Raw genomic sequence first — 12,522 nt, 5'->3', positions numbered from 1 at the left:
ATACAATCCCGGGAGAAAATATGAGAATTAGTACCCAGTTCCTGACTGTTTTCCTGATTATTTTGTCTCTGTCATCCTGTTCTTCCCGTTCTCTTGAAAAAAACAGAGCTTTGGAAAAATTTTTGAAAGATAGTTTTACATACACAATTGACCATGAAGGAGATTACAGGATTATATCTGATGGTGAGTCTTTAATGAGAGATGTTTGGATCCGGGGCCATATCAATTATTCCGGTTCCGTTGGCATCCGTGAAATATTTACCTTTTCTTCCCTGTTGAGTCCTGTGGAACTGAATTATGTCAGCCGGGTCCTGCTCATGGATAATCTGCAAACAAGAGTTATGGGCAGTTGGTCTCTTTTGAAAGACAGCAGCAGTGATCAATATCTGATCCTCTATACAGTGAAGGCTCCCCTCAATGCGAAGGAAAAATATATTTATCAAGCCATGAGGGAGGCTTCTGAAGCGGCCATGATCATGGAAAGAGTGCTCTCTCCGAATAAATAAAATAAGGAGTGTTAATGACCGGTATCCCACGATACAATGTTTCTGAACTGACCTATCTCATCAAGAATCAACTGGAGGACAGTTTTCCTGTTGTCCGTGTTCAAGGTGAAATCAGCAACTTTAGACCCGCTGCATCAGGACATTGTTATTTTAATCTTAAAGATAAAGACGCAGTTATTTCGGCAGTCTTATTCAGACAGCAACGGCAACTATTGACCTTTAAACCCGGTGATGGACAGTCTGTGGCTGTCATTGCAAGGGTGACCGTGTATGCACAAAGAGGAAACTACCAACTCATTTGTGAATCCATGGAAGAAACAGGTCGGGGTGATCTTCTGTATCAGCTAGAACAATTAAAAATGAAGCTCCAGGGGGAAGGATTATTTGATTCAAAATTCAAAAGACCTTTACCACTCTACCCTTCTTGTATTGGAGTCGTTACATCTTTGCGGGGTGCCGCCCTTCAGGATATCCTTCAAATTTTACAGCGAAGAATGAGTTCCTGCAGAATCCTTATCAAAGATACCGTTGTCCAGGGAGATAGCTCTGCAAGGTCTGTTTTGAAGTCCCTGGAAGTTCTCAATCAAAGAGATGATATTGATTTAATCATTCTTGCCAGAGGAGGAGGTTCTCTGGAAGATCTTTTATCCTTCAGTGATGAAGCCGTTGTCCGAGCCGTTGCTGCTTCACGTCATCCTATTATCTCTGGCATCGGACATGAAATTGATTTTTCTCTGTCTGATTTTGCAGCAGATATGAGGGCCGCAACACCCTCGGCCGCTGCAGAGATTGTTTCACAAAGGAGTGTTGAAGCTCCCGCAAAAGTAAAACAGATCAAATCGCAGCTTCTTCAAGGCATGAAGCATTCTTTGGAAAAGCAGAAATGGAAGTTGAGCCGGTGCAGTAAAGAGGACCTTGAAACATCGTTATTACAACAAATCAGTATGCAGCAGCAATCGATTGATCTTTGGAAAATGGAAACTAAGAGGGTTTTGCAAGATAGAATCAGTCAAATAAGACATATGAACAGGGTCAATAAAGAGGTCCTGGAAGCATCTTCCCCTCATTATATATTGTCCAGAGGCTATGCCCTTGTTAGAAAAGATGGGAATCTTATTAGTCAGGCAAACCAGCTGACACAGGGGGATCATGTGCATTTGCAGTTTACAGACGGACAGATCTCTGCCGTCATTGAAGGAGATAAAATTGAAATTTGAACAAAAAATGAATCGTCTTGAAGAAATCTCAGAATTGATAAAATCGGGAGAACCCGAGTTTTCTCAGCAACTTGAACTCTACAAGGAAGGTGCTGTTCTGGCCGAAGAAATTGAAAAAGAGTTAGAAAAGGCAGAATTGCTGATTCAGGAAATATCCGAAGAAGATCAGGGAGAGAACTGAACCTTGTCTCCCTCTTTTATTCCATGTCTTTCAAAGAATCCATCATTTACTTCCAAAGCATAGAGTACAGAAGTGCGGGATGAGACTGTTTTTTCCGAAAATGGTTTCATCTTATATATCTCGCGGATAATTCCCGCTTTACTAATATAGGCAATGGAAAGTGGTATGGATGTGTTTTTCATCCAAAATGACATTTTTTGTTCTTGCTCAAAAATGAATAACATTCCTTCATCAGATGGCAATGATTTTCTATTCATGAGCCCCTGTCTTCTACTTTCTGCTGTCTCTGCTATTTCAACTCGGAATGTTAGGTCCCCTATTTGAATGGTAGAAAAATTATTATCAGATGCAGAACAGGATGAAATCAGGAACAAGAGAAAAATAAGTATTCTTGGCATCAGAAATCCTCCAGGAAATCATTTCGAGATACTTCCTGAAAGCTCTTCAGCCGGATGTTTTCATCAAGAAATGAGTTAAATACTTCTAAATCTAAATATTTCACCGTCAGAGGATATTCAAGACTCATTTTAATTTTATCATTAGACCAGTGCATTCCCTCTGGTGAAAGTTCAACGGGAGGTCCATATTTCTCAGTGAGAGATTTCTGCAGGCTGAAAAAATCCAATTTTGTCTCATCCATATGGAGGATAATCAGATAGAGCTTGTTTTCGTGAAACTGAAAATATCCATGTTCAATGAATGACCGACCCCGGGAACTAATCAAGGCCTGAGTTCCCTCTTTTTGTAGGGAGACATCCGGATCACCCCTAAAATCGAACCTGGATTCCCTCAGAAGTATATTTTTGGTTTCTTCAAAATCCATGCCCAGCAGAATGGTTCGGTAACCCTCCGGCAATTCCTGGAACTCTGCTTCCGGTAGAAGTTCTTGGGTGGTAGGAGCTGTCATTTCTTCCGTATTGCTCTGAATTAATGAAGTCTGGCTGTACAGCAGCTGAGAAATAAAGAATAATATTAATATGCAAAACTTTTCAAATACCATTATTTTCTATTATCGGATGTATATTGCCATTTAAACAGTTAAAGTATACTAGTTTTTAACCTATGATTTTGGATGATAAATGAAGAAAACTGTCAATTTTTTACTCTTAATGCTTTTTTTACCCACCATTCTTTTCAGTCAATCCAAGGCTCAGCCTGTTGTTCAAATTCAAATGAGAAAGATTCTTGAATATGAAAGACCCGCCAGATTGATAGAGGAAGATAAGAAAAACTCAGAATCATTCCAATTTGTTTCCGGACTGGAAATCGTGACAGATGTGGAATACATGAGAGTTTTTTTATTTGATGATGAAGTTGGAAGGACCCCTTATGAGAATAATCGTGTTCAAAATGGTTCTCTCAGAATCAAACTTAAAAAAACCGGATACGAAGACCTGACCTTATGGGTCACTGTTCGGGAGAATTACCGCACCACGGTGACTGTTTCTTATATTCAATCTGCCGAATCTGAATCATTGAGTGTCAGAAATGGGAATGATGACAGGTCTAAGCAGCTTTTTAAAATCATTAATCCTGAGGATCCAGGTTATTACAGACAGCTTTATTATATGAATCCTTTTGATTTTCTTAATCATAAATTGGCGGTCATGGCCTATGAAGACTCTAAAGAAATTATGATTCTCAACCCAGATTTGTCTGTGGCTGAGGGAGCCCAATTTTCATGGGATGGATTGGATGGCAAAGATCAACCTGTTCTGGATGGTGAGTATTTGCTCAAATTAACATCCGATGATGAACGTAATAGTTTTTCAGTTGGTATCGATAGAGAGTATTCTCGACGGAGTTCAAATTATTTTTCGGGTTTTACAGGCCTGGCCTTAGTTCCATTTGCTAGGACACTCTTTCAAGGAGATTTTCAATTTGGTTCAACCATCAGTTTAGATAAGGAAGAGATTGGTGACTCGCTGTATAATCTGCCATTTTCCTTTTTTATACGAACATCTCCTTTAAAAAGATGGGAGGCCGCGTTTGAGGCAGAGACCGCCTTTGTGACCGAAGATAATCAGCCTTATTTGACTCTGAACAGTTCTCAAAAAGTTTACATTTACGGGTCTTATCCTTTTCAAGTCTCTTTGGGAATGCGAGGTACCTATAGGAGTAGAATCAACAATCTTTCAGATTCTGTTTCCTCTTCTTTTATAAAAAATCCTTCAGGCGGGTCTTTTTACATTCCGTTTCAGTATAGAAAGCAAAATTGGGATTTTTTTGTATCACCCGAAATTATGTTTACTTTGAAGTCAATTTCCGATGATGTCAGTCAAAACGAGAATGATATTCTCACTGTTCTTCGCTGGGGTATCAGTTATACACCGGATCTATTGTTCAGTGTCGGTATCTCTTCTGCATTGTATCTTCCATCCATCAATGGGAGTAAGCCAGTCATGCAGGCAGGTCTTGAAGGAACATATTATATAAAGAATACACCCATGTATTTGAATATTTACTCTATAATGCAGAAGGTGAATGAGGGTGATAGAGGACGCTCCATGGGACTTAATCTTGGTTTTTTACTCTAAACATCCTGGCTGATCAAATAAAAGATATAGAACAGAATAAGGGATAGAATGAGGCTCATGATCCAAAAAACTTTGGAGGATATAAAATCTAGAAAAGGCTTTCTGGTCTTCACATGTTTTGCTTTATGATCAATACCGGTGGATTCTTCTTCTCCGAGGAAACCACATTGGGGGCACCCTCCCTTAAAAAAGTCTGCTTGGTCAGTATACCCGCAGGAAGGACATTTTACGGCCTTGAATTTTACACCGCATTCCGGACAGGTATTGGAATTTCTATTCACTTTCTTACCACAATTATCGCAATAGAAGCCCATTATTTTTTTAGAATTCCTAGTATTGTCAGGTCGTCATACTGTGCATCTTCCTTGAGGTGGGAATAGTATGTGTATTCTGGGTATTCATCATCTTCTATGGGATATCTGAAATACTCTCTGTATTGATCAAAGTGGAGTTTTAAGTAAGCATCTACCTTATTGTCAATTCTGATTCTATCATCGGGTCCTGCGTTTGGATCCGGATAGAGCCTGAACACTTTTTCAACGGCAATCAGTCCTAAGACAGTATCTCTCATGTCTCCCGAGCCGTTTGAAAAATCAAAGGTCAGATTGATATCCGGATTGGGCTGGTGATATTGATAGATTCTGTACTGCTTTTTCTTCAGGATTGCATCCATAATCTCTTCAATTCTGGCTAAACCAAGCTCTTCATTATCAGAACCCAATTCATGGGAAACAAAGTCTTCATCCCCTACAATTGAGGAATCGCAGGTCCCATCACACTGTATATGGGATAAGTCCAAATCTCTGAATGTCCGCTTGGCTTCTTCAATACCATCGGTAAAAAGGAAAAGGATATCATTCTTTTTGAGCTGGTGAGTAATTTGCTTAAAGGCATCATTTCCAATCACATCAGATGAAAACATACCGGCAGCAGGAGAAGACTCCATTTCTTCCTTCATCACTTTCTGAGTGGTTCCATCATAATAATAAAAAACACGGTCCCCAGCATGACAGATCCAGCATTTTCCGGTTTCTATGTTGATGATGGTCACAATCAATGCCGCAAATTTTCCCTGAAAATCGATTTGAGCGATAAGGTCATTGATGTTCATGACCAGTTTCTCCAAATGTATTCCATCCCTTCTGATGTTCAGTTTTGAAAAATAGTCCTTAAAGAGAGTGGCCACCTCAACCATGATAAGAGAGGCAGGAATATCTTTTCCTGAAATATCACACTTTATAGTGGCATAGTGTTTGTCATCCAGCTTTCTGTAGTCAAAGTAGTCCCCTGAAACACCTTTTGCACCCTCATAGTAGCCAAAGAAATGAATCTTATCGTTGATTTCTTCACCAGTCGTATATTTCCTGTCCGCTCCAGCTACGGGTTCCAGTGGTAGAAACTTTTTCTGAATCTCTTTCCCCAAAACCAAAGATTTATTGGCTACAGCGGCGGCGACCAGTCCTTCGGTCATCTGGTTGAATGTATTGGCCAGTTCAGAAAGCTCATCCTTAGTTCCCGTTTCGATCGTATAATTTTTGAGCTTTGACTTATCCTGGGTATCCCTGACCATTGCAACCCCTTCCACAAGTTTTCTGATGGGATTCAACATGGTCTGCGCCAGAAGAAGAGCTCCCACGAGTCCTCCGCCCAGGGCCAATAGAGAAATTATGATAGTTATACGAAGGATATCTTTTTGTATATCTATAATGTCTTCCAGAATGCTCTGTATTGAAACATCCAGACGGATCATGCCTCTAAAGTAAGTTTCCCTACCCTTGTTTCGATATACAACGGGTTTGTAAAAGGTATAGACCAGCTGATCTTGAGAGAGGGTTTCTGTATTGAAATCGGGAGAGATTTGAATGATGTTTGAGACTGTAGATAATTTGTCGTTGATTTCAGTTTCTATGCGGCTAATCGTTTCCTGAATGATACTCAACTCTTCGAGAGAGGCGGCATCTCCCCTGATGGCCAGACGAACAGCATCCTCTGAAAGCTGGTCTAACTGCAGACTTTGGTCACCAATAAGTTCTGTGGCCTTTTGATTAATTTCAATTTCCAATTCTTTGACTCTAGGAGAGATTACATCGTCAATTCTGCTGATCCCCGCTTGAAACCTGGTGATTAATCCAGACTCATTGAGTGCTTCCAGGATTTGAAATCTGTCATCTTCAGTGAAGTTGGAGAAATCATATATGTTCCCTTCTTTAAATTTTCGATCAAAGTCTTCAATTTGGTTTAAAGACCAGCCTGATGGGAATTGCAACTGTGTCTCTGAAATCTCCGAAGGAAACTGCTGAAGTGAGTCAATTTCAGGATTATTTGAACTCCATATATAGTTAAAATTTTCAGGATCATTGGTTCCTTGACCTGTTATCGTCGTGTTAAGAGCCTCATCCATGGCTCGTATCGTTCCGGGCAGAAGTCCCAGCTCCAGTCTATTTTGAGTCGGCAGATATGTCCTGGCGCTTGTTGCCAGCGTCTCCAGGAGCAACGAACTCTTGGCATAGAGCCCTTCGGTCAAATTCCTTTTTTGGGTATTAATCATGTAATTCCCCAGAAATATGGATATCAGCAAAATCACAGCCAGGATCAATGTCAGCAGGGCCAGTGTAAACTTAAGCCTCAGACCCATTCCTTTCCGTTTCATGATTTTAATCCTCTCTTTTCTCATTTCACTTCGAAAGGGTGTCCCTTCGATTAAGGCCTTAATATCCTCTTCCAGGTCTTTAGATTCAATCATCAATCTATAAATTTGCCAGGATGAGAACAGGCAGACGAGTATCAACAGCAGGAGAAACAAATACATTGTTAAGCTATTCATGCTGAAAATATGTTTGGCAAGTTTTACAGGGTTCCAGAAGGTTGAGTAATCAAATGTAAAGTCACCAAATCGAACAATCCCTGTGGAATCCAGTTGGAGTCTGCCCCTGGCAAAGGCAAATCCTCTAACGGGATGTTCTACACCAACGAGGTAACTTCCCTCTTCAAATACTTCGACAAGAGGCCCTTTTATGATCCTGTCGCTTGTGACTTCATATTCTTCGTCATTGAGATTAAATTCATAGTCCCAAGGGCTGGAGCCATCCCTGTCTAGTACAACACGCCGTATCAGTCCCCCTTCTGAAAATCCCCGGCCAATTATGGTTAGACCGACTCTTTCCAGATTATCCCGTTTTGTGAGAACATCAGAAATGTAGGTAACTGGTATATATTTGTTTGTTCTAAACAGAATGATGGATGGTTCACTCCTGTTTCCCACATCATCAAAGGCACAGACTGATAAGGCCCAGTACCCATTATCTCTATTGCTGTATTGTACGGCCGTACTGCGAGTCTGGACTGTCATGGGAGGGGATGGTAAATCCAGTAAAGAAGGATCTAAGAGATCGGCTTCTTCGCCTAAAAAGTGAAACTGATAACTGTATCCACCGGGATGCTCTTCTGAGGAAGACCAAGTCAGGGTAAAAGTATTGCTGATTAGATAACCCAAAGCATCAGTGAGCGGCTTAAAAAATTGAACCGGTTCGGGAGGAACCGTGTCTCTTGTCATGCTGATATGCACAGGCTCTGACCAGTTTCCGGCATAATCAACCAGAGCTATGTGAAAAAACCATTCTCCATCATTGATGGCTCTGAACGTTTTAGTCCTTTCTCTGAAATCCAAAAGATCCAGATCCTTCTCTGGAACTGTATCGGGATTCATATCCCATGCATAGCTGAATCCCTGAATTCCCGAGGAGTCGGAGGGACGTCTCCAGCTTATGATCGCTTGATTTTCAGCCTGTCTGCCCTTATCTTCAAAGTTGATCGTTCTTATTATGGGGGGAGGCGCCGACCTGTCTGGAGTCAGAATGACATTATTTCTACTGCCGTTCATCAGATTTTCCCAGAGAATAAATAGATCTCCATTGTGGTTCATCCATCGTCCGTAGGTGGAATCTCCATTCATGATGCTGACTCTTTTTTCCTGCCAGAAGACACCCTTTTTCTGTGCCATTATTATTTGGTTACCATTACGGTTATCGAACCAGAGGATCAGGGATTCTCCCTGTTCTCTTATAATTCTCGGTGAAGCAGTAAAATAACTTCCATTTGAGATTTGCTCTAATTCTTCGATGAGGATACCATCTTTATCGAAGATTCCGTAATAGATTTGGGGCATTTCACGGCTTAATCTTCTTTCCCAGACAAGGTGTAGAGCTCCGTTTTCTGCAAATAGATGGGGACGTTGGTTATCAAACTGAAAGAAAGCATTGTTTTCACCGTTTCTAAACTCACTAAAAGATGTCAGTTGGGTCTCCCCTGACCATTTTGTTTCATCCCTGCCTTTTGACTTCAGGTATATCTGATAGGTATTTCTCTGATCGGTAAATAAGGATTGAAAGACCACATATTCCATCTCATCATCAAAGGTATAAAATGGGAGAAAGTTCTGTTTAAGGTTATTATCCTGAATAAAATGTTCTGGTTTTGTCCAAGTCTCTCCTTCAGCTGATTCACTGTAATATATGGATAAAACCTCGGTTTGATTGGGAAGAATGACTTTCCCCGTCATAAAAAGAATCAAACTTTTATCGGCCTTCTGAAAGATCCTGGGTACAACCGAAGAGCTTTCGCTCTCTATTGATGAAATTTTGATCATTGGATTTTCAGTATTTTGTAATTTGAAAATTTCAACAGACTGTTCTGTTGCAGCTAATGCCAGAACGGGAGCTCCAAGACGGTCTTTACCCAAGGAAAACAAAGATACTTTATCTTCTCCAGTATATCGAAATGGTTCGATAAGAATGGAAGGACTGGACCAGGACGATCCGGTCTCAGAAAATGATCCCATGATGGTAACAATCTCAGGATCTTGGGGGTTATATTCCTGCCAGACGCTGAGTATATACCCTTGTTCACTAGAGATCTGCTGGGGATAAAAGGACTCACCACTCTTGATGAGAAGAGGATTTTCCCAGTAATAGTTCTGTGAAAATACCTCTTCTCCGGAGAAAAGAAGGATGAGGATGAATAGAATCTGAGAAGTTTTCATGTTTAAAATTTTGATTCAATTCTCCTTTTTAGATCCTGAAGTGGAGGATAGGATGCTGTTTTTTGATCGTTAAGAAGCTGCTGCACAATGGCATAGGCCTCAAAGTATTCTCCATTTATATATTTTTCTTCGGCAGATTTGAACCGAGCATTAGCAGCAGATGTCAGGACTGCCGTCGTCTGTCCGCCTGCATCCAGCTGGATTCTATCTTTCAGAGTGATGGCGTCCTGATTTTCAGGGTTGAGTACGATAGCCCTGTCTAATTGAGAGAGGGCAACAGGAAATTGAGAACGCACATTTCCTTCTACAATAGCATAGGCCCTATTGTACAGATCTTCACTCTCTGCCAAAGCCCTGAGGTCAGGGGGAGGATTCCTAATCCCCAGTATTATTTCTGCATCATAGAGCGCTTTGCTCATGCCGGGATAGTCTGGCTGTATTGCCGAAAGGTCTTTCAAATCGATGTAGGCAATATCAGTCTCGGTGCGGAGTTTACTTAAGGAACTCTTAAATTTTTCATCAAAAGTTATTTTAAACAACTCAGGATCCTTGAGCTGCTGAATTTTCAATTTAAGCACACTGGCCTGTTGGTTCAACGGCATGGGGATGAGGATTTCGTTGAGGTTCTGATCTGCCTTGTCCAGGTACCTTAGTCCTTCACTTCTATTTCCACCCTCTATTCTTGCTTTTCCCAATTCAAAGTTAGTAAAGGCGTGGTTTAAGAATTGGGTCATCTCTGCATACAGAGGTTCGGTTTCTTCTATTGTTCGCCCCGATTCTACGGAAAGGGCTGCTCGAACAAGATTCAACCAGTAATTGATTTCATTATTTGGATCTGCATTTGTGGTGTACCATCTACTTTCTGCTCTGAGCAGAACGACTTCACTCTGACCATAAAGGCCTTGCAAATAAAGGCTCTTGCCTTCGTTAACATTTTCACGGACATAGCGAATAACTTCTTTATTTTCTTCCTGCAGTATTCTGTCTTGCAAGTCGGCTATTCTTCTGTCAATTTCCTCACGGTCTACAACTGTTTCATTAAATGAAAGGGCTTGAACAAAAAGATCCTGCGCCGTGGTCAACTCTTGAACCGCCTGTCTGAATTCTCTATTGGAGAGGGCTTGTTCTGACTGTTCAAGTCGAAATTCTCCTTCTCCTAAAAATCGTTGAGATGAGGCTATATTTTGATCGGCTTTCCGCTGTTGCCGGATATATTCTTTTAGATCATCTTCCATATTAAGAAGTAGAGCCTCGGCACGGCCTATATAGGCCGCCATATTTTCTTTTTGCGGTATCTCTCTTTGAATCTCCTGATAATGTGATTTATAAGCACTGACCCTGCTAGTAAGGTCTTCATTTTCTTCAATCAGCTGACTAATGATAGAAGCACTCTCTTCAGGATAGACATAAAGGATTGTCACATCTCCCTCTTCTGCATTTTCAGGTTGAATTCCATTAAGGAGTTGAAGAGAACGATTCATTGAAGTTCTAATCTGGCTATATTCCCTTTCCATGGGAAGAATTTCAAAATCAGCCGAGTCCAGCGCTATTTTTCCATCTAAATTCCTATAATTTTCAATTCCATCCTCTATCTTGGACAGATACAGTGCTCCCTGCTGTGCGGCTAAATTATCATTATATAAGACATCACTTTTATAAGAATCTATATATCGATTCCATTCCTCTCTGAGAGGAATAAGATCGTTTAATTCTCTTGCTATTGTGTCCCTCTGCACTGCCATGAGTTCCAAGTTTTGATCGTCATAGTTTTGATAGTCTTCCAATCGCAGATTAAATAGACTCAATCGGGATTGATATTCAGCTTTATTTTTTTTAATTCTGAAATTTTCAAGAGTGATATATTCACTATTCATCCAGGGCTTTGAGCCAGGGTAAACTTTGTAGTTGGTATCAAGATTTATACGACCCGACCAAAGAGAGCTGAGCTGGATTCCTTTTTCAGCCCAATATTCGGCTTCGTCGAAGCTTTCCTGAGCCTGCAGCCAGGATGCTCTGTCAAAAAAGGTCTCAGCGCTGGTGATAAGTTCGTCAGTTTTCCTAATGTATTCTTCTTGAATGAGGGTAATTTTATCTTGCCAGAATTGATCCATGGCCAGAACAATGCCCTCTTGAAATCTGTTATCAAGCCTTCCAAAGACAATTCTATTGGCAAAACTCAAAAAGAAGTCTTCCTTAAACTCATCACTGATTCTGCTTAGAAGTTTATTCTGTTCTTCAAAAACGTATCCAGCCTTCCATATATTATTTCTAAGGCTTGTAAAAAGACTAAAGTCATTCAGCATCGAGTCATGGATGATTCTATTCTGTTCAACCGACGACACCATTGACTCTGGTGAGTACGAATCCAGTTTGTTGTAGGAGGAGACAAATTCATCGAGAGAACTTAAAAGGAGTGAGAGCTCAGAATCAACGGGTCCTTTGATGACCTCCCCATAGTTTCTCTCATCATATGTTCTTTTATGAAGCTGAAAGCCTGTTATATAAATTGTAACAGCAGAATCAAAGTTATTGTTCTCTATCTGAACAAGAGCTCTATCCATGAGATCGTTAAAAAGCAATCTGAAATAGATCAACTCAGCACTGATTCTGGCGTCTGTGAGAGATTCGGCGGTTGCATCGTTAGGATTTTTATCCAGTTCTTCCAGTTCTTCAATGATTTCCAGACCTTTCTGATAATCATTTTCTTCGAAGAGAATCCGAATCAGTTCTTCATATTTAGCATTAAACTCTTCTTTTTTCTTTCGAATCTCCTGAATCATCTTTTGTGCTTTATCCATTTCTTCTGGATTCTCTTTCACAATCTCAACAAGAAGGTTTATAGCACCATTATAATCATAGTTTTCTATCAATCGATCTGCTTCTTTATACTTCTGTCCGATGCGTAAATCGCTCTCCTGAGCTGGCAGAAAGAATAAAATGAGGAAAAATATAGAAATTGTAAGACATCTCTTCTTATTTATAGCAGTCAAGTAAACCCTTCAGATAACCGAAATTAACAACAGTCACTTCATCTTATAACATT

General features: G+C 40.4%; 9 protein-coding genes. 4 read left to right on the top strand and 5 right to left on the bottom strand.

What is annotated here, in order from left to right:
- Positions 1-20 precede the first annotated feature (20 nt).
- Genes EXM22_RS05660 through xseB form a run of 3 tightly spaced genes read left to right on the top strand, consistent with a single transcriptional unit; the run spans position 21 to position 1,904 of the window.
- Entirely contained in the window at positions 21-506 is a 486-nt protein-coding gene (locus tag EXM22_RS05660) for a hypothetical protein (protein WP_149485579.1), read from the top strand.
- A gap of 14 nt (positions 507-520) precedes the next feature.
- Positions 521-1,723, top strand: a complete 1,203-nt coding sequence (gene xseA / locus EXM22_RS05655; protein WP_149485578.1) for an exodeoxyribonuclease VII large subunit — start codon at positions 521-523, stop codon at positions 1,721-1,723.
- Positions 1,713-1,904, top strand: coding sequence for an exodeoxyribonuclease VII small subunit (gene xseB / locus EXM22_RS05650; RefSeq protein ID WP_168203367.1), 192 nt, complete (start codon positions 1,713-1,715; stop codon positions 1,902-1,904). The genes xseA and xseB overlap by 11 nt, the downstream gene beginning before the upstream one ends.
- Here xseB and EXM22_RS05645 read toward each other — a convergent pair.
- Both EXM22_RS05645 and EXM22_RS05640 read right to left on the bottom strand, forming a co-directional pair.
- Positions 1,889-2,302 (bottom strand): DUF192 domain-containing protein, encoded by a 414-nt coding sequence (locus EXM22_RS05645; RefSeq protein ID WP_149485576.1) that lies wholly within the window; start codon positions 2,300-2,302, stop codon positions 1,889-1,891. The genes xseB and EXM22_RS05645 overlap by 16 nt on opposite strands.
- Positions 2,302-2,811: a hypothetical protein gene (locus tag EXM22_RS05640; protein ID WP_149485575.1), complete on the bottom strand. Its 510-nt coding sequence runs from the start codon at positions 2,809-2,811 to the stop codon at positions 2,302-2,304. Before EXM22_RS05640 ends, EXM22_RS05645 begins: the two co-directional genes overlap by 1 nt.
- 172 nt (positions 2,812-2,983) lie before the next feature.
- Here EXM22_RS05640 and EXM22_RS05635 point away from each other — a divergent pair, with 172 nt between their 5' ends.
- The gene (locus EXM22_RS05635) at positions 2,984-4,441 is read left to right on the top strand and encodes a PEGA domain-containing protein (RefSeq protein ID WP_149485574.1); all 1,458 of its coding nucleotides are present in this window, start codon (positions 2,984-2,986) and stop codon (positions 4,439-4,441) included.
- Here the strand turns inward: EXM22_RS05635 and EXM22_RS05630 are convergent.
- Genes EXM22_RS05630 through EXM22_RS05620 form a run of 3 tightly spaced genes read right to left on the bottom strand, consistent with a single transcriptional unit; the run spans position 4,438 to position 12,469 of the window.
- On the bottom strand, positions 4,438-4,755 hold the full coding sequence (locus EXM22_RS05630) for a zinc ribbon domain-containing protein (protein ID WP_168203366.1): 318 nt from the start codon (positions 4,753-4,755) through the stop codon (positions 4,438-4,440). The genes EXM22_RS05635 and EXM22_RS05630 overlap by 4 nt on opposite strands.
- The gene (locus EXM22_RS05625) at positions 4,755-9,479 is read right to left on the bottom strand and encodes a SpoIIE family protein phosphatase (protein ID WP_149485572.1); all 4,725 of its coding nucleotides are present in this window, start codon (positions 9,477-9,479) and stop codon (positions 4,755-4,757) included. Before EXM22_RS05625 ends, EXM22_RS05630 begins: the two co-directional genes overlap by 1 nt.
- Positions 9,480-9,481: 2 nt before the next feature.
- Positions 9,482-12,469 (bottom strand): hypothetical protein, encoded by a 2,988-nt coding sequence (locus EXM22_RS05620; protein WP_149485571.1) that lies wholly within the window; start codon positions 12,467-12,469, stop codon positions 9,482-9,484.
- Positions 12,470-12,522 lie beyond the last annotated feature (53 nt).

Origin of the sequence: Oceanispirochaeta crateris (genome assembly GCF_008329965.1) — a bacterium.
GTDB lineage: Bacteria > Spirochaetota > Spirochaetia > DSM-2461 > DSM-2461 > Oceanispirochaeta > Oceanispirochaeta crateris.
This window is presented reverse-complemented; position numbering and strand designations above follow the sequence as displayed.

Excerpts from the sequence above, each read along its gene's own strand:
- EXM22_RS05660 (WP_149485579.1), top strand. The coding sequence starts at position 21 with ATGAGAATTAGTACCCAGTTCCTGACTGTTTTCCTGATTATTTTGTCT.
- xseA (WP_149485578.1), top strand. The coding sequence starts at position 521 with ATGACCGGTATCCCACGATACAATGTTTCTGAACTGACCTATCTCATC.
- EXM22_RS05645 (WP_149485576.1), bottom strand. The coding sequence starts at position 2,302 with ATGCCAAGAATACTTATTTTTCTCTTGTTCCTGATTTCATCCTGTTCT.
- EXM22_RS05640 (WP_149485575.1), bottom strand. The coding sequence starts at position 2,811 with ATGACAGCTCCTACCACCCAAGAACTTCTACCGGAAGCAGAGTTCCAG.
- EXM22_RS05635 (WP_149485574.1), top strand. The coding sequence starts at position 2,984 with ATGAAGAAAACTGTCAATTTTTTACTCTTAATGCTTTTTTTACCCACC.
- EXM22_RS05630 (WP_168203366.1), bottom strand. The coding sequence starts at position 4,755 with ATGGGCTTCTATTGCGATAATTGTGGTAAGAAAGTGAATAGAAATTCC.
- EXM22_RS05625 (WP_149485572.1), bottom strand. The coding sequence starts at position 9,479 with ATGAAAACTTCTCAGATTCTATTCATCCTCATCCTTCTTTTCTCCGGA.